Below are 18,903 nucleotides of genomic sequence, written 5' to 3' on the forward strand. Positions count from 1 at the left end.
TTTTACAAAAGCTATACTAAAACTCGTTCTTGATTTAGTGAGTTAAGTTTATTATTAATATCATTCAACCACTTGTGATATTCTTCTGAATCCTGTGGTGTTCTTTGTCTGACCTCAGATTCCTTCCAAAGTTGGTAAATCAAATTAGCAGCATCCCGTTTTGCCGACTCCGACCTCTTTACCTTTTTAAAGTATTCACAAATCTCGGTTAACAGACACTGTCGCAGACGGTCTGCTCTCTCTGTTAAGGAAGGATTGGAGATAAACTCTTGGTCATAAGCCAGCACCAAATCTAAGATATTACGAATTCCAGCTTTTCTTACTCTCGAAATTTCTATGGCTCCTTTAATAAAATCATGTTCATCTATGTTTCGGTTGTTTCTGATTTGAGTTTCTTGAGTTTCTTGGAATCTTTCTAGAATTTCATCATAGATAACAGGATTATGAGGCAGTGCTTCATGAAGTAAGTGGGTATCTTCTTCTACCTTTTCTCCAAATTTCAGTAATAATTTTGTTCCTTGGTTTCCACTATATTGATAGACTCTTTTTCCGTCAGAGTTGACTAACTGAAGCCAGCCATAGATGACCCCGAGCAATAACGCCCGATCCGTTCGATTGGTCTCAAGCTCTGCACGTTCCGGATTTAAGTCAGGCATATACGCAGGGAGATGCCAATTTCGGTCCAAATGCGGTGTAATGGTTCGATTTTCATCCTCATTGAGTTTACTCACTAAACGATGATACGCCTCATAATAAACACCTGGCGGTTTCCCATTTTTCCCTGCTGAAAATTTGGTAAAGTCACTGACTGATAATCCATAATGGGCACGGTAGCAAACAATTTCATTGCGCTTAAACGCATCATCGACAATTTGTTTTTCGTTAAATAATTCATTTTGCAGCTGCTCCGAGAGCAGGTTAAAACTTTCCGGATGGAGTCCCCAATATTTCAAACTGCGATAATCATTTGTAATCGGAACATATGGCTGTGCCAGTTCTTCGATGGCCTTCATTCTTTTATACAGATAATCATCTGGGTCCATCCCCAATCGTCCAGCCTCTATTCTGATTGCTTGGGTAATCGTTAAATCTAATTTATCATGTTGCTTACTCGCCAATTCCTTCCGGCAAAAGTTTAAAACATTCTCTCTAAAAAATACTTCAACTTTGGTTTCTCTATAAAACTCCTCAGCCCCGCGGTTGTTTTTCCGCTCAATAAACCGGTTATAAAGACTTTGATAAATTTTCTGAGATATGCTATCTGGCAAGAACCCATGATCAACCGATTGGCGAATCCGTTCCCAGGTTTGCTCCAGCATTTCCTTGTTTGCTAGAACATATCTTTTCGTCGGGTCACTCACTCCATCAAACTTCCTCGCTAATTGATTTATTTCCATTAGAAGGGTTTCTCTTGTTTCAATTAAATGATCAAAGAATCTTTGCCAATCCTCGATCATTTCCTTGATCGATTGATTAAGAGCGGAAAGAACAAGTTCTAACAACATGGAGTATTTATAGCGATTAAGGGTACTCAGCTGATGTGTCGCCTTTTCCATATATTCTTCAATGAAATCTTTAAATTGATTTCGAAATACACTCGAAATGAAACCTTGTTTTAACGCTTTATCCACTCGGCGAACCGCATCATCCACGTCACCATCATTACGATCTAAATCATAAATGTCTTGGTAGCGGTCAATCTGTTCTTTAAATCTACGATTCTCCTCTTTTAATTGCGCTATTCTCTTTATAAGTTTATTGTGAATACTGTAGAGTAGATAACGCACCCCAACAGGATGTATGGGTGTATCTTTTTTTAGTATCCATGTATTTAGCTGGTACCTGCTGCCATTACCGCCAGCCGGTGAATGATAATCACAGTCAATAACTTGGTAGACAATGAAATGACTATACTCATTAATTTTCTTGTTAATTTCTTTGGCATAGTCTTCTAGGGCTGATTCCATTCGATTAATTTCTTGTTTCGCTCGATCCTTTATCTTTAGTTTTCCTCCATCTAGCACACAATGATCTTCATAATCCTCTTTTAATTCCACATCATCTCTCAGCACTTTTCTGGCATATTCCTCTATCTCAGTCAAGAAAATATCAGCTTTTGAAGCTCCTTTTTTACCCTTATCCTCCATTTCATGAACTTGAAAATCAAGTTGACGGAAAAAAGGGTTCGGTTTTTCTTGGTCATTCACCATCTGCTCAAAGTATTTAACATAAAGCTCTCTTATCTTTGGTTTTTCATGATGAATCCCATTTCTTAAGTCATCGTCATGTCGCTTCTTTTCATCATTAAATAACTGATCCAGCCGAAGCCAAGAGTCATCTAAACCACTAACAGACCAATTTAGCGCACAATATTCAACAATCTCTTCATATGGATACGTTAACGAAGCTACACCTGCACCACAGTACCGTGCTTGGCCGTTTGATTCGACCAAACTTCTTATTTGGTTATCTTCCTGAGAGAAGCTTCTTGCTGAGATCGGGCTAAAGAGCTGCAGATAAACGGATCGTGCCACCTGGTCCATATACTCTGAGACATTGGTCAAATGCTGCCCTTTTGTATTTTCATAATCAAACAGAAAGCAAAAATCGTAGGGAAGATGTTTATCGGTAATCGCATGTGCGGTTCTGCCCTCTAAATCAATTTGATTCGGTCGGTACTCGAGCTCAATCGTGACATTTTGTTTATGATTACCTGAAGCGCTTAGTGTAATAGCGTTCAGTTCTTTTAAGCTCGCGTAGCCATTTCCTTGAACCGCTTCCCACTCCGTTTGATCTAACGTATTACTTCTAACTAAAATATCTGGTAGAAGAAAAACACCTCGAATGAGCACACTTTCCGAGTTTAACTTTCGCTCGAGCATTTCACGCAGATAAAGAGCGATTTGAAGAAAAATTCCTGAACCAGTGCCTCCCACTAAGGAACTAATAATAATCACTCGGACATTATACGATTGGGCATGGCTGTCGACAGGGAAAATTCGCTCAATTCCATCCCACATGGCATTTAATTTTCCTTGTGACATCGCTGACCGAAAAGCAAGTCTTGATACCGCCCGAACCTGACCGGCTCCATCCGTCATCGTTTTCCGTTTGATCTGGGGATTATTAGGAAACCATTTTAGTACTTCTTTATTCGCCTGAAGATATTCATTTACAGAATGGCTTGTGCTGGTTTGTGTAGCGCTGTTTCTTAGATGCTCTAATTTTGAAATACTATTGGCATCTGTATCAAACGCATGAATCGCGACTCTTCCCCGCTGTTCAGGGGGAATATTTCCATAAACCATATTGGCTATATTACTCCCAATTCCGCCTAAACCGATTAATATCGTTGGAACATTAAAGCTCATTTGGTTACCACCTCTTAAAGTACTTTTAATGGGATTTAAATATATACACTGAATGATAGTTACTTCTCTCAATTTGAATCTCGTCGTTATGATAGATCGCTATATCTGCCTTTTTACTTCTGCCCTCAAGCTTTTCATGTCTCACAATGAGGTTCGGATCCTGTGATTCTTTCACGAGTAAAACACGATCCTTTTTCCGATCTGCCTTAAACGTTAAATCACCAATCGTCTTTTTTTCCGCCGCAAAGGGAACAAGCCATCGATACACCCAATTGGTATGGAAGTTTTCTGTCATCCCGCGCGCGTCTCGGAGCCTCTCACGTTTCCTGCTTTGCTTGTATTCAATCGAAATCCGGTTTTTGTCAAACCTTGGTTTTATGATGATTCCAATGATATACACAAGGATAGCCAGCCATATTAACGCTTTTACAGCGTCCTTGCCATATTTCTTAACCAGTGAGATATCTTCAATACGGAGGGTAAACGTCTCTTCAGCGATTTCATTTGGATACGGACCGGGAAGGGTTACATGAATGGGCACATCACCTACCGATGTTCGGAATATCGGCGATAAACTCTTAGGGTAGATGAGAATTTGATTCCCTTTTTGTTCTTTTTCAATTTTTATATCGCTGGAAGTTTCAATTTTGAGTTGCTTAAAAACTTTTTTTAGCTCTTCTGAACTCATTTCCTCTCCATTCACCATGGGAGTAATCACAAAGGGCTCCGCTTCGTTTAACTTATCTAACGGTGTACTCCACGTATCGTTACTGGCCACAAGGCTTAACTTTCGAATCGGGTTAATTTGAAGAATTGATTCCTTTACTTTTTGATAGAATCCTTTAATATTAACTTTTACGTTTACAGGAATTTCTTGCTTTTGTGGTAATGTGAAATTCCCAATGAATTTATTAACCTTAGAATCATAATTAAGAAGCAGCTTTACTCCATCAATATTTGCTTCTACTTCAAATAAACTTTTCACATCAATATCGCGTAAATCGATTTCTTCATCATTACTCTCACTTTTCAACAGAGTGGCTTCAAGCCTCATCTTACTACCAGCAAAGAAAACGGCAGGATCATTCGTCAGTTTTCCGACATCATTGTTTTTTTTATAATCAACTCTAAAATCAATCGCCGGTTCAGCTAGTATTTGGATGGATCTTTGTTGTTCTTCCGAGAGTGGCTTATCAAAAACAATTTTGTATGTCCCTCTTTCGATAACCCCGTCACCATTCACGTTTTTAAAATGTGTGAATGTTCCTTGAATGGGTGGATGTAAGTTTGCTGGGTCATCCGGGGTAATAACCTTGTATGGACCCTCCATTCCTTGTTCAATGCGTTGGTTGTTCATATAAAATTCTTTGAAAGAGGCATTCTCTTCAGCCGACTGTTCAATGAGAGTAATTCTCCTTAACGGGAAAGGAGATTCTAATACTAGTTGATTCCCGTCCCAAACCGGATGTAAATCAAACCTCTTTTGTTCGCTCGGATCTCGATTTGTCATGAGTGCTGCAACCTCATTAATACGTTGGATAATGTCTTGCTCACCATTGCTCACTAACACATTTCCTGCAGAACTTTCTATCCATTGACGTTTAAAATCCGCCATAATTTCTAACTCTTCCGTACTTAAATAGGATTCAATTGGAATCAAGGTGCTGTGAAAACTAGCACCATTTTGATCCATTTTCTCTATTAATTCTCTCAGACTAGTAAACAGCGCCTTCTTGTTATCTTCAATTTGTTGAGTTGTCAGTTTTTGTTCGAGATGGTTAATTTCATTAAAGATTCCATCTGTTAGAACGATTAACCAGAATTCCGAATTTTTATTACTATCGGCAGCTTTTTTCAATTCATTGATTGCTGTATGTAAAGATTCTAGTGGTGTACTTTTTTTCCCCGTCCAGGCTCGGATTTGATCAATTCCGTGCTGGCGAAGTCTTTCATCTAGTTCAATTGACTCCGGTTCGGTTGGTGTGCTCATTGAAACAACCCTTAACTGGTCCTGTTTTTCTAAAAGAGCAACAAAGCTTTGGAGAGCGTAATTCGCATATTTCCAATTATCAATCGGAACATTTCCAGACTGTTGCCACATACTCCCTGAATCATCATATACAAGTGCAACTATTTTATTTTTAGGAATACTTGAATCACTTTTAGCTTCCGCAGCGGAAGCTAAAATGCAAAAGGAAAAAATAAACAGAACTTGCATGATAAGAAGATGTTTATACTTACCTATCATTCTTTGAACTCCTTTCACGAACGAGCGAACACCGTAAAAATAACACTGTTTGAATAATTACTCCTATCCTATTCAAAACATTTATGACGCATGACCCAATTGTAAAAGTTTAGCAAAAAACCTGTACCGATTAGGAATTCCTACTTAAAAAGAAAACTCCCATCAATAGAATGGGAGTTTAAATTTGCTATAAGTTAGTGGCATGAAAAATAATATTTTTTGTCGCTATTTGAGTACGAGCATACTAGATCCCACAATCATAAGTGAAGATAAAGCTCTTCCCTTTTATGACAAAAACGTTTTTGAGTTAAATTCTTGAGGTTCGTGATCACAGTCCTTAACAAACGGACATAGATGGCATTCATTTACGTTGCTCGTCTTCAAGTAGTTGGCTGGGTCCTCAATGGAATATTTCATCACTTGTAGATAATTAAGACCTTCCTGCAAGTCCTCAGCTGTCGGTGTGAAGACATGCTTCTTTCCGTCTAGCAGTGTTACCACTTCTATTCTCTTCGGTGTCCTGTTCAATACTTTTTCAGAAAAAACAATCGACAAATGATAATAGAGCATTAACATTTCTGGCGTGGCGTCGACTAAGTACTTCTTTATTACAAAGGAGGAATCAGACCACTCCGCTACATCAAATGTTAAGGATAAGTCCACATCCAGTTCGTCAATATATGTAGTTAGTTTTTCAAATAAAAACAAAGGTGGGGATTCCTTTGATTCCACATCAATATGTTGAATAAGATAATCTGTTATTTGGGCAACTACCAAATAATAGTGAATCCTAGATTCAAATAATTGCGGAGACACATTACTCCAATAGTGATCCACTAACATTAGCACTTTGCCTGAATGACGCTGTTCAGCCGGGAGCTGAAAAAAGGAATACACAACCTTATTCACAACGTGTTGTACTACTTGTCTCCAGTTGATCTTACGTTTTTTCTTTTCATAAAACTCAAAATAAAATTTATAAGGACAAGATATGAAGTCTTTTAAATTTTCCTCTGTAATCGATTGTATTTGATTCATCCCGACCCTCCAATAAAAACATTTGCAGTTAACCTTATAATAATTGATAATGATTATCAGTGTCAATTATTAATGTTCAGAAAAGACAATGAAATCTAATAATAAAATGTAAAACCAGCCCACTACATGGTTAGATTGGACTAATATAGTGGGTTTTCTTTTTTATAAAATCATTGAAACGCAGCGTGGTGGGATTCATAATAAAAGAATGGAAGGATGTGGGAATATTGAGCAGATATTCAATTGAAGAATTTATCCAACAAACAGAGCAAAAGGATAAAGACGAAGGTTTTTTTGAATTGGAGACGCCCAGGATGCTGGAGGTTAACTTAGACGGACAGGTTTGGGCCAAGGCGGGCTCTATGGTTGCCTATCATGGGGAAATGAAATTTGTCCGCGAAGGAATATTCGAGCATGGTCTTGGAACTGCATTAAAAAAGGCATTTACAGGAGAAGGAGCTTCTCTTATGAAAGCCAATGGGAAAGGTAAATTATATCTAGCGGATAGCGGAAAGAAAATTATTATCCTAAATTTAAGAAATGACTCTATTCATATTAATGGAAATGATCTATTAGCATTTGAACCTAGTATTAAATGGGAGATTAAATTAATGAAGAAAATTGCCGGCATGCTTGCTGGCGGGTTGTTTAATGTTCGCTGTGAAGGAACCGGAATGATTGCTTTTACGGCACATTATGAACCTATTACGTTAAGGGTAACACCAGGGAACCCCGTCATTACGGATCCAAATGCAACAGTCGCCTGGTCTGGAAATCTGATGCCAACCTTTCAAACTGATATTACCTTAAAAACATTCCTAGGAAGAGGTAGCGGTGAGTCGATTCAAATGAAATTCGAAGGTGATGGCTTTGTAGTGATCCAGCCTTATGAAGAGGTCTACATGAAGTCTAAGCAAAATATTACATAAATATTTGATAGTCCTCCTGTCTTAACGTAAGGAGGACTTTTCCACATAACTTTATGAAAAAAAACAAGAAATTCAATACACTCCATAGGTACAACCATTACCTATTTTTTACTTTTAGCAAAACCTTGTTGTTTCAGCATTTTTCCTACGTTTTTATAACCGTCATTAACATAGAATGGATCCTTATAAAAATTTGCCATTCTTTGTGTCCAGGTAGACCCTCCACTTTGTCTCCCTTTTGTTGCTTCAATATGGATTTGATTAAACGTTTTAATTTCTTCATGAATATTTTTCTTGTATGTTTCTTCATGAAAAACGGCTGCCTTTGGTAATCGAGGGACCAAATCTGGAATTTCACTAGGGTACCCAATACATAACCCGGTAACTGGGATCACATACTCCGGCAAATTCAGCAGTTCAATGTATTCAAGTGGACTTCTCCGTATTCCGCCGATTGGCACTGTCCCTAACCCTAGTGATTCGGCAGCTGTTATAGCATTTCCTAGAGCAATACCGACGTCAATAGTACCAACTAATAATAAATCAGGATTTTCAGCAGCCTTAAATTCAATTCCTTCCATTTCACACGCCACCTTAATACGGTGGAAATCGGCACAAAACACAAGAAATATGGGTGCTTCAATAATATGTTTTTGGTTTCCTGCAAGCTCTGACATTTTCTTTCTTCTATCTGGATCTTTAATGGAAATGATCGTTACGTGTTGACCGTTTACCCATGAAGGGGCTGCTTGGGCAGAGCGAATAATAATATCCAAATCTTCATTTGAAACTGGTTGTTGGGAGTATTTCCTAATTGAACGATGGGACAACATGGTTTCTATTACTTGGTTCATTTGTTGTTCCTTTTTTTTCATATGTAATCATCCTTACAATAAATTTAATATACATTCTACCGTATCAAAAAAGTTGCTCTATAGGAAGAGCAACTCAATTTTTTACTCAAATTCATCTCACTGAAATGTAAGTGAATGGCTTATTTCAATGATGTGGTTCTGATCGGCCCATAGGATAAAATATTGGTACTCGGTTCCTTCTATTACAACAGAAGAAGGATACAGCACTATCAATGCTGCTTGATTTCTCATTTCAACTGGTTGGTCTTGGGACGGGAAAATCAAGCAGGCTGGTTGATTTCCAAAACGAGTGTGTTCGATTCGTGGCTGTGTACCGTACGGGTTAAGCTGGTGGAAGGCTTCATTCTTACAAACGACATTGATCGGCTGATCAGAGGCTATTGCTCCAATTTGAAAGAAACCGTCTTCTCCTTCGTATCTTTCATCGTTTACTCGCTGCCAATGAGATGGATATTGGAATCGGACTTTATAGCGTGAATTGGAGTATGTTTTTTTGAGTGAAGTAATTGGTAATGGTGACCATTGCAGTGCAGTAATCGCCCCACCATCTACAAGTCTTATAGGAACGGGATGAGTTAAATCTATCAGCCATATTTCACTTGAACTGCCTTGCTGCTTACAACCAGAAAGATAAGCAATTTTTCTGCCATCTGGTGTCCAGGTCACAGGGGTGGCAAAACAATCTGAAATAGCTCTTGTTACTTCGTTCATTCCTTGTCTTCCAGCTGTTTTTATCAGCGAGAAATATCCAATGTCTTCGAATGCTGTTGCACTAAATGCGAAACTAGAAGAATCCGGTGACCAGGTTGGGAAGTAATTTTTCGCTAATGGACCTCCTTTTACTTCTAATACATTTCCTGTTGCAATGTTTACACTGTAAATGATCGAAATACTAGCACCTGGAGTTGTATAAACAGCATAAGCTCCGTCTGGTGATAGTCGAACATTATTAAGCCGTCCACCGGTATTTCGAGTAATTTGCACCTTGCCAGTTCCATTAGTTTTGATGCGATAAAGCTGACTTACTCCCTTGGGATCTTCTGCTTGAAAAAGTAATTCTGTTCCGTTCGGAAACCATTGTGCGTCTGTCGCTCCCGGAGCATTTAGGATTCTGGCTCGATGAGTAATCACATTATAAATGACCAACCCATTTGGTTTTGTATAAACAATTTCTTGGCTTTTCGGAGACCAATCGAGAAAAACACCTAATCCATCTTCAAACTGATCAATTTGCGCGATACTGCTATCAACTAAATTAAGAATGTTGAGGATTCCATTTTTCCCAACAAAGGCGATTTTGGTGCTGTCAGGTGACCAAAATGGAGTTGAATAAGATTCTCCTAATCCATTCGTAATCTGTTGGTTCACACCATTACTTGGATTATAGATCCAAATATCATAGCTGCCACTTCGATTAGATGTATAAGCAAGTAAACCTCTGTCACCAGGAGGAGCGTATGGAATGATGAGGTTCATACCTGGTGTAATAACGGTAGATGACAGATTATTAACTTTCATGATTAACTCGAAATTGTTATTGCCCCCTGTCATGACATTAAAACGGCTAGCTATTTGGAATAAGGTATCTCCTGGCTGGACCACATAGTGAGGAACTCCAGGTGGTACTTTTAACAGCTGACCCACCTGGATTAAATAAGGGTGCTGAAGCTGATTACTCTGGATAATAACAGAAGCAGGAACACCAAAAGTTTGAGAAATTTGATAAACCGTATCTCCTGTTTTCACACGAATAACATCTATACCAGGAGGAATGGAAAGCTGCTGCCCTACATGAATCAAGTTTGGCGAAGACAGATTATTAGCTGCAATCAGCGATTCTACTGGCAGCTCCCAGCGTTTTGCAATCTGGTAAAGTGTATCTCCTGGGCGGACTGTGTAAAAGATCTGCATGAACTTACCTCCAATCTCTTTTACTTTTGTTGAACTCACATCATTTCCAGTTCTGCTGACTGAACAACATGGGCAATCCTTTTGCCTACATGCTATTCACCCGCAGGATGAAAGTTTCATCTTACTGAAATAAAAAAACCAACAGCATGATATTTCTAGCTGTTGGTTCTCTGTATAACCTAAGAATTATCTTCTTTTATTGAGAGAAAAGCCTTTACCTATTGGTGCATCAATAGTGGTTACCATGTTGTTAACGGCGCTAAACAAAGCTTTTACAGAGGACGTCATAATATCAGCATCAATTCCGCATCCCCAATATTCAGCACCATCCGTAGAAGTAATACCAACATAAGAAACAGCGTTAGACCTTGACCCACTTTCTAGCGCATGCTCCTTATAAGCTAAATCTTTAAATTCGATATCGAGTTGAGTTTGAAGAATATTGCTGATCGCATCAAGTCTTCCATTCCCGTCACCCTTAAATTCATGCACTTCGTTATCAATACTAATTGATACACTCGTTTCGTAATGATTGCCTTGGACAGGGCGGTAATTGACAAACGTGAGAGGAGCACTAATATTCACATATTCATGTTTGAAAATTTCGTAGACTTCATCTGGCTTAATTTCCTTATGCATCCGGTCAGATTCATCTTTCACCTTATATCCGAAGTTTTCACGCATTTTTGCAGGCATATCAAGACCATAATGCTGCTCAAGGATATAGCCGATACCCCCTTTACCAGATTGGCTATTAATTCGGATGATATCTCCTTCATATTCTCTGCCAATATCCTTTGGATCAATCAATAGATAAGGTACGGTCCAGTACTGACGCTCTTCTTCTTCACGCCATTTCATTCCTTTGGAAATGGCATCCTGATGGGAACCTGAGAATGCAGTAAAGACGAGGTCGCCGCCATATGGATGTCTCTCATGAACCTTCATTTTTGTCAATTTTTCACACTTTTTAATAATTTCACGGATATTTTCAAAATTAAGCTGTGGATCCACCCCATGTGAATACATGTTCAATGCAAGGGTAACGATGTCTACATTACCTGTTCTTTCACCATTTCCAAATAGTGTTCCTTCAACCCTCTGCGCTCCGGCAAGCATTCCAAGTTCTGCATCAGCAACTCCGGTTCCTCTGTCATTGTGCGGGTGAAGAGAAAGGATGACATTGTCACGGTAATTTAAGTGATCTCCCATAAATTCAATTTGGCTTGCGTAAACGTGAGGCATTGACATGGAAACAGTAGCTGGAAGATTAATAATCACCTTGTTCTCAGCAGTCGGCTGCCAAATATCAAGTACTGCATTACAGATCTCCAGTGCGAACTCCATTTCTGTACCCGTAAAGCTTTCTGGAGAATACTGGAACTGGAAGTTACCTTCCGTCTCAGATGCATATTTTTTAAGCAATTTAGCACCAGATACCGCTATATCGATTATTTCTTCATTTGATTTTTTAAAAACCTGCTCACGCTGTGCTACTGAAGTAGAATTATATAGGTGTACCACCGCTTTGTTTACACCTTCTAGCGCTTCAAACGTCTTTTTAATAATAGCTTCTCTAGACTGTGTCAACACTTGGACCGTAACATCCTCTGGAATCAAATCTTGTTCTATCAATGTACGTAAAAACTGAAATTCTGTTTCAGAGGCAGCGGGAAAGCCAACTTCAATTTCCTTGAAACCCACCTCCAACAGCAACTGGAAATATTCTAGTTTCTCATCTAAGCTCATTGGTACCACTAACGCTTGATTTCCATCCCGCAAATCCACACTGCACCAAGTAGGAGCCTCCGTTATGTACTCCCTTTCTGTCCATTTCAAACTTTTGACTGGGGGCATAAAATATCCTCTGGAATACTTTTCAATATTTTTCATTTAAAATGACCACCTTTTCGACTAATTTCATAACATAAAAAAGCCTATCATCTCATAAGAGACGATAGGCTTTGCCTTCGTGGTACCACTCTTTTTGGTTCGTTAAGAAACAAACGAACCCACTTTAAGACTTGATGACGGCGGTCAACCGTTAAGACCTACATATCAGCCTTACCACTCCTGGGCGAGTTGGGGAATTTATTGACTGTCTTTCACCAGCCGACAGCTCTCTTGACAATAAATGATCCTTAATACTCCCTATCATTGTGTTTTGATCTTTAAATTTTTTATTTTCCTTATTCTATAATAAATTCTGATAATTTCCAAGACTTATTGTAAAACTTTTTAAACTTATTAATACACCTATCGTTTTACCGGAAACTATTTAAGAAAAAATTAATATTTAATTTAGATTCCTTTTATATTTCCCTATTAGACTAGGTTTATACAAAAGATCATTAATTTTATAAAAGGAGTAATATTAATATGACACATGCCCACTTAACATCACTTGTTTTGTCACTGATTTTTCTAATCATCATTGCTGTTCTTCAGAACAAAGGAAAAAATATTAAAATTTGGCATATGGTTTTACGAGTTACATACATTCTTATAATTGTAACGGGAGGTATCCTATTCTTTGCTGCCTATTCCATTCCATTATCTTATTATTTGAAAGCCATGCTCGGTATTATTATGATTGGTCTGTTTGAAATGGTGATTGTCAGGAAACAAAAAGGAAAGAAAACAGATCTAATATGGATTGCATTCTCTATCGTCCTTGTTATTCTCTTTGCTCTTGGATTTACACTCCCAATGGGATTTGATTTAATAAAATAAAAAGGAGTGTTTCTTGGTGCCTGGCACCGTTGAAACACTCCTTTTTATTTTATCGAAGAAAACACAATCCTTATATAAATATCTCCTTTATGAGTATTCACCTAATCGTCTTCAATAATAACCCATGGAATTACTACTTCGAAATCTAGCTGTACGATTGGTTTTGGAAAATCTTCCGGGACAAAAACCAATTCCTTAGAAAGTCCAAGGATAAAGTTCTCGATACTAATTGTATTTTTATCGATCCAGTTTAAATTGGTGCAAAGCTCTCCTTCAAGGACTCTGCCTATAAAATGATAATTTCCTATGTATTGGTGCATACTGCCCTCACCGGGAAATCTTGATAGATGGGCTGGCTTTTGCGGATCAATCCCGAGTGAATAAAAAAATTCTGAAACTGGCGGTGTCATAAACATACAGGCTTTTATAAAATTAGTACAATCCAGGCAATCACAAACTTCCAAATCCCGTTTATAATAATCACTGGTCTGATCCACATTGACCTCAATCAGCCATTTATCAAATTTAATTTTTTTTAGCATGGTAAATGAAAGCCACCTTTTACTCTTTTGCAGTATAAATTTTTCAGATTGTTCACTTATAAACAAATTAAAATTGCATGTTAAGCTTGTAAAACTTTTATACCTGCACTTTTTTCCTCTTTGATCAGAATAGCTCCTATCATCCCCATCAACGAAAACAGAACAGGAATGATAAACCCATAATGATATCCAATGTTGATAGAATTTTGAGGAAATAGATCTAGTACCTTTCCGAAAACAATCGGTAACAAAACGGCGCTTATAAATCCACCCATATTGGAGAATCCTGTTACAACCCCAACTTCTTCTATAGGAAAGGATTTCCGCACCACTGCAAATGTCAATGCACTTGCACCATTTCCAAAACCCACTAGGAAAAACAAAACTACTACCAGAATAAATGGAGGGTTCACACCTAATAAAAACAGTCCTCCCCAACTAAGGAAGGTAATGATGTGAACAATGGTATAAACATTTTTCATAGATCCTAGTCTGCTAGTAATCCAGCTAATTAAAGGTCCGCCAAGAATGGCTCCAAAAAGACCATACATCATTAGCTGGCTAGCTTCCGAACGGGATAAATCCAGTACATGAATTCCATACGGTACTCCCCATGAACCAATAAACCCGACATATGCCCCAACCAGCCCAAAGTGACATAGAAACGTTGCCCAGGCTTGACGTGTTGAAACGATTCGGCGTAGAATCTTCCAAACACTTTCTCGATTATTATTGCTATTCTTTTTCATATCAAGTTCATCTATAAAGATTTTTTTAGGTTTCAAAACAAGCACAGTATAGAGGAGATAAGATAATAATATTAAAATAATTCCTATTGTTAGGAAAGGTGTTCTCCATCCAGCGATTGAAATCCAAACTGAAAAGGGAACAGTCGCCATTAATGAACCGAGGCTCGAAAAAAGCGAAATCACACCCAATAATTTTACAAATTCATTAGATTTAAACCACTGGCTTAAAATGATTACCAGGTTGACAAAAATCATCGAATCTCCAATACCAACCAAAAACCGTGAGAAAATCAAAACATATTCATTTGGCGAAAAGTTGTAAATAATACAGCCAATTCCAGTAAGAATGGTACCCAAAATAAGAAACCGATTGGGACCATACCTGTCCGATAATAAACCTACCGGAATTTGAAACCCTGCATATGCAAAAAATTGAAAACTGCTCACAAGACCTATAACAGCAGCTGAAACATGAAAATCCTTCATCAATTGATCCGTAATAAGCCCTGGAGCAGTTCTTTGGCTTATTATGATAAAGTAAGCCAATAAGACGGTACTAAATACGACCCATCTATAACTGCTTTCCTGTTTTTTCATTTCTAATATCCTCTTCTTTTTGTATAATAAATGAATTACTCTGCTAATTTATTTAATATGGATCCCTTACACCTTACCTAGATAACTCCGGGTAAAATTCGGCATAACGATTTTTCCATCGTGGCTGTATTTTTCAAATAGAATTGTGATGGCTTCAACAAAATGTTGATATTGATCGTCTGACTCTTTAAGTGAATAAGACGCGGAGAGGTTCCTGCCCAAGAATCCTTCAAAATCCATGACTAAATCATTGGGAAACCTTTTAAATTCAAATTCTCCATTCTCGAAAATTTGATGAAATACTTCCTCACCCTCTCCCATCCCACCGCTAAACCCATAAAAGTTAGGACAATATTTTTTGAAGATCTCGGCATTTTCCTTAATGAGAGGGCTGCTAAAATCCCTACTATTCCAAACCAGGGCAACCTTTGCATCCTGCTTCATAATTCGGTTACATTCTAACTTGAACTTCTCTTGATCAAACCAATGTAATGCCTGAGCCGCGATAACCAGGTCCACGCTTTTGTCCGGTAAAGTAGTTTCTTCCGCTGAACCATTAATAGATGTAAAATGTTCAAATTGTTGTAAGTGTTTTTCAGCTATTGTTCTCATATCATCATTTGGTTCCACCGCTATAACACTGATTCCTCTCTCCAAGAGCTGCCGGGTTAGAATACCTGTCCCTGAACCAATATCTGCAACCCTACTAGCCTTATTCAAAAATTTCACTGAAAGTAAATAATCGATATACTCATTTGGGTAACTAGGACGAGCTTTTGAATACACCTCTGCCTTCCCACTGAATTTATCTGTTGGATTCATACGAAATTCCTCCCACTGTTGTGGTCAAGTTTATGTTTAAGGAAAGTACTTTAATAACGGGAATACCTATGTAAGTTCAAAAATACAATACGATCATGGAGATACTGGTGGCGATGACACTGGAGAATAGTATAAACTGAACTCCACTCAAATGTAATCTTACATTACCATAAAATGAAAAAAACATCTCTTACTATATCTTATGTGGAAAAAGCTCTACTTCTATTGAAGTAAAGCACCCTTTTTAGGTTATGTTCTATACAACGTTATGACTACATTCCCCTTCTTGTGCCCTTTCTCAACATATCGATGAGCCTCAACGATTTCATCAAATGTATAATACCGGTCTATGACAACCTTTAACTTCCCTGATCCCACAAGCTCTTTAAGGTAGTTTAGTGCATCTGCTGTTTCAGGTGAATTTCGACTTAATATTAATTTCTTGCTGGTTGTCAATTGGGTCCATAACATTCTAGCATTTGGCAGCGGTTCAGTAATATTTATATAGACACCGTCCTTTTTTAACATTTTCATACAATCTGTAAATTGACTTTTGTTGACAGCTTCAAAGATGACATCATACGTCTCGCCTTTACTGGAAAAGTCCTCCTTGGTGTAATCTATTACCTTATCAGCTCCTAGCGATTTTACCAACTCTAAATTTGACGAACTACAGACCCCAGTAACTTCTGCACCAAAATACTTGGCGAGTTGTACTGCATAACTTCCTACACTACCTGAAGCACCATAAACAAGGACCTTTTGACCTTCCTTTATATTAGCTTTTCTAAGAAAGAATAATGCTGTTCGAGCTCCTATAGGAATGGCGGCCGCTTCCTCATAAGTGATATTAGAAGGTTTTATGGTCACAGGACCATCTTCCGGGAGACACTTATATTCCGCATAAGCACCAAAACTCTCTAGAGAAGCTGCAAAAACTTGGTCACCTTTCTTAAATCTTTTAACATCTTTCCCAACTGACTCGACCTCTCCAGCTAACTCCATCCCTAATACCTCTTTTTTTGGTTGTTTGAATCCAAGTGATATTCGTGCAGGCAGCCAAAAAGCGGGTGGCACCAAAAAACCTCTTGATCGGATATCCGCTACTGTGACAGTTGTCGCTTTTACTTTTACTAGTAATTCATGATCTTTAGGTATTGGTTTGTCTACCTCTTTTAATTGAAGAACATCAGGCGGACCGTACTTTGTGTACACGATTGCTTTCATTTATCCTCCTCCTATTCGCTATAGTAATAAATATCTATAGTTACAATGAATTAGAACAACAGTTTTACAGTATTTGGAATGCTATTAAACATAAAAAAACAGAAAATTTGCAAGTGAATAAGAACTTGCAAATTTTCTGTTCTTTAATGGTTGCTTATTGTTTTTCAACATTTAATGTATTAACTATAAACTAGCTCTTTTTCCTTTAAACCGAGCGACTGCTCAGTCGATGAATGAATGTCGCGCAGCAAATCTGGATTATTCATTAGTGACACACCATAAGAAGGGATCATTTCCTTTATTTTCGATTCCCACTCATTAATATGTTGTGGGAAGCATTTTTTAATTACCTCAAGCATAACGTGAACAGCTGTAGATGCACCTGGTGAAGCACCTAGTAAAGCTGCGATTGAACCATCAGAAGCAGTGATGACTTCCGTACCGAATTGAAGCGTTCCTTTGCCTGCATCCGTATCTTTAATAACTTGTACTCGCTGTCCGGCTACAACTAAATCCCAATCCTCACTTTTGGCGCTCGGGATAAATTCACGTAACTCTTCCATACGTTGTTCTTTTGATAACATTACTTGCTGAATCAAGTATTTTGTCAATGGCATTTCTTTTGCGCCTGCAGCTAGCATCGTTAATACATTATTAGGCTTTACCGATGTTACTAAATCGAGCATAGAACCTGTTTTTAAGAATTTAGGTGAGAAACCTGCAAATGGCCCAAATAATAATGATTTCTTATTATCAATAAATCTTGTATCAAGATGTGGAACAGACATTGGCGGAGCGCCAACCTTCGCTTTTCCATATACTTTTGCATGATGCTGCTCTACAACTTCAGGATTATTACATACCATAAAGATACCGCTTACTGGGAAACCGCCGATATTTTTCCCTTCAGGAATGCCGGATTTTTGGAGTAAATGCAAGCTTCCACCTCCGCCTCCGATAAAGACGAATTTTGCGGTATAGCGTTTTACATTACCGCTAAACTGATTTTGAACCTTCAATTCCCACAAGCCATCGTTGGTGCGTTTAAGATCAGTAACACCATGATTGTATTTAATATCCACATTTTTATTTTCTAAATGATTAAACAACATGCGCGTTAACGCACCAAAGTTAACGTCTGTTCCAGAATCGATTTTTGTTGCCGCAATTGGTTCATTCCATACACGGCCTTCCATAATAAGTGGGATCCAGTCCATCAGTTTTTCTGGATCATCAGAAAATTCCATTCCCTGGAAAAGCGGATTTTTTGTGAGCGCTTCAAAACGTTTCTTTAAAAAAGTTACATTTTGTTCCCCTTGAACTAAACTCATATGTGGCAATTGTCTAATAAATTCCTGCGGATTCTGTATAAGACCGCTGTTTACAAGGTATGACCAAAACTGCATGGAAACCTGAAACTGTTCATTAATACTTATCGCTTTACTAATATCTACAGATCCATCTGGTTTTTCGGTCGTGTAGTTAAGCTCGCATAGTGCGGCATGCCCCGTTCCCGCATTGTTCCATTCGTTAGAGCTTTCCTCTCCTGCGTTTTCGAGTTTCTCAAAAACTTTTATTTCCCATTCCGGTACTAATTCTTTTAAGATTGTCCCCAAAGTGGCACTCATGATTCCGGCGCCAATTAATATGACGTCTGTTTTAGTTTCTCCGTTGCTCATTTTTACCAACCTTCTTTTAGAAATTTGCAGAAAGGTGCACGGTAACGCTAAATCAAGCCGAACAACTCACACCTTTTCTGTATTAATGTTTACCATATTGTAATGTATTAAGATTGAATTATAGATTAACTATATACTATTATATGATAATTATAAATTATTTAAAAGCTTCTAGATAGTGT

At 38.0% G+C, this 18,903-nt stretch carries 13 protein-coding genes and 1 other annotated feature; of the genes, 2 read left to right on the forward strand and 11 right to left on the reverse strand.

What is annotated here, in order from left to right:
- Positions 1-11: 11 nt before the first annotated feature.
- The 3 genes from QNH29_RS17300 to QNH29_RS17310 form a co-directional block, all read right to left on the reverse strand.
- Positions 12-3,371, reverse strand: coding sequence for a tubulin-like doman-containing protein (locus tag QNH29_RS17300; protein ID WP_283860619.1), 3,360 nt, complete (start codon positions 3,369-3,371; stop codon positions 12-14).
- A gap of 25 nt (positions 3,372-3,396) precedes the next feature.
- Positions 3,397-5,619, reverse strand: coding sequence for a vWA domain-containing protein (locus QNH29_RS17305; RefSeq protein WP_283860620.1), 2,223 nt, complete (start codon positions 5,617-5,619; stop codon positions 3,397-3,399).
- Positions 5,620-5,904: 285 nt separating this feature from the next.
- Positions 5,905-6,657 carry a hypothetical protein gene (locus QNH29_RS17310; RefSeq protein ID WP_283860621.1) on the reverse strand — a complete coding sequence of 251 codons (753 nt, stop codon included), beginning with the start codon at positions 6,655-6,657 and terminating at the stop codon, positions 5,905-5,907.
- Positions 6,658-6,884: 227 nt separating this feature from the next.
- Here QNH29_RS17310 and QNH29_RS17315 point away from each other — a divergent pair, with 227 nt between their 5' ends.
- The gene (locus QNH29_RS17315; RefSeq protein WP_283860622.1) at positions 6,885-7,586 is read left to right on the forward strand and encodes an AIM24 family protein; all 702 of its coding nucleotides are present in this window, start codon (positions 6,885-6,887) and stop codon (positions 7,584-7,586) included.
- 101 nt (positions 7,587-7,687) lie between these two features.
- On the opposite strand, the gene QNH29_RS17320 is transcribed toward QNH29_RS17315, so the two are convergent.
- From QNH29_RS17320 to QNH29_RS17330, 3 genes are all read right to left on the reverse strand, one after another.
- Positions 7,688-8,461 (reverse strand): NADPH-dependent oxidoreductase, encoded by a 774-nt coding sequence (locus tag QNH29_RS17320; protein ID WP_283860623.1) that lies wholly within the window; start codon positions 8,459-8,461, stop codon positions 7,688-7,690.
- A 96-nt stretch (positions 8,462-8,557) separates the two neighbouring features.
- On the reverse strand, positions 8,558-10,372 hold the full coding sequence (locus QNH29_RS17325) for a LysM peptidoglycan-binding domain-containing protein (RefSeq protein ID WP_283860624.1): 1,815 nt from the start codon (positions 10,370-10,372) through the stop codon (positions 8,558-8,560).
- 186 nt (positions 10,373-10,558) lie between these two features.
- The gene (locus tag QNH29_RS17330) at positions 10,559-12,265 is read right to left on the reverse strand and encodes a 2-isopropylmalate synthase (RefSeq protein ID WP_283860625.1); all 1,707 of its coding nucleotides are present in this window, start codon (positions 12,263-12,265) and stop codon (positions 10,559-10,561) included.
- 54 nt (positions 12,266-12,319) lie between these two features.
- Positions 12,320-12,539: a binding site (T-box leader), on the reverse strand.
- A 212-nt stretch (positions 12,540-12,751) separates the two neighbouring features.
- Here QNH29_RS17330 and QNH29_RS17335 point away from each other — a divergent pair.
- On the forward strand, positions 12,752-13,105 hold the full coding sequence (locus tag QNH29_RS17335; RefSeq protein WP_283860626.1) for a DUF1516 family protein: 354 nt from the start codon (positions 12,752-12,754) through the stop codon (positions 13,103-13,105).
- Positions 13,106-13,206: 101 nt separating this feature from the next.
- On the opposite strand, the gene QNH29_RS17340 is transcribed toward QNH29_RS17335, so the two are convergent.
- The 5 genes from QNH29_RS17340 to QNH29_RS17360 form a co-directional block, all read right to left on the reverse strand.
- On the reverse strand, positions 13,207-13,647 hold the full coding sequence (locus tag QNH29_RS17340) for a hypothetical protein (protein WP_283860627.1): 441 nt from the start codon (positions 13,645-13,647) through the stop codon (positions 13,207-13,209).
- A gap of 80 nt (positions 13,648-13,727) precedes the next feature.
- Positions 13,728-14,993 carry an MFS transporter gene (locus QNH29_RS17345; protein WP_283860628.1) on the reverse strand — a complete coding sequence of 422 codons (1,266 nt, stop codon included), beginning with the start codon at positions 14,991-14,993 and terminating at the stop codon, positions 13,728-13,730.
- 66 nt (positions 14,994-15,059) lie between these two features.
- A complete protein-coding gene (locus tag QNH29_RS17350) occupies positions 15,060-15,815 on the reverse strand; it encodes a class I SAM-dependent methyltransferase (protein ID WP_283860629.1) in 756 nt (251 codons plus the stop codon).
- A 249-nt stretch (positions 15,816-16,064) separates the two neighbouring features.
- Positions 16,065-17,042: an NAD(P)-dependent alcohol dehydrogenase gene (locus QNH29_RS17355; RefSeq protein ID WP_283860630.1), complete on the reverse strand. Its 978-nt coding sequence runs from the start codon at positions 17,040-17,042 to the stop codon at positions 16,065-16,067.
- Between the two features lie 179 nt (positions 17,043-17,221).
- Positions 17,222-18,730 (reverse strand): malate:quinone oxidoreductase, encoded by a 1,509-nt coding sequence (locus QNH29_RS17360; RefSeq protein WP_349654859.1) that lies wholly within the window; start codon positions 18,728-18,730, stop codon positions 17,222-17,224.
- Positions 18,731-18,903: the final 173 nt, after the last annotated feature.

Origin of the sequence: Neobacillus sp. DY30 (assembly GCF_030123065.1) — a bacterium.
Lineage (GTDB): Bacteria > Bacillota > Bacilli > Bacillales > Cytobacillaceae > Neobacillus.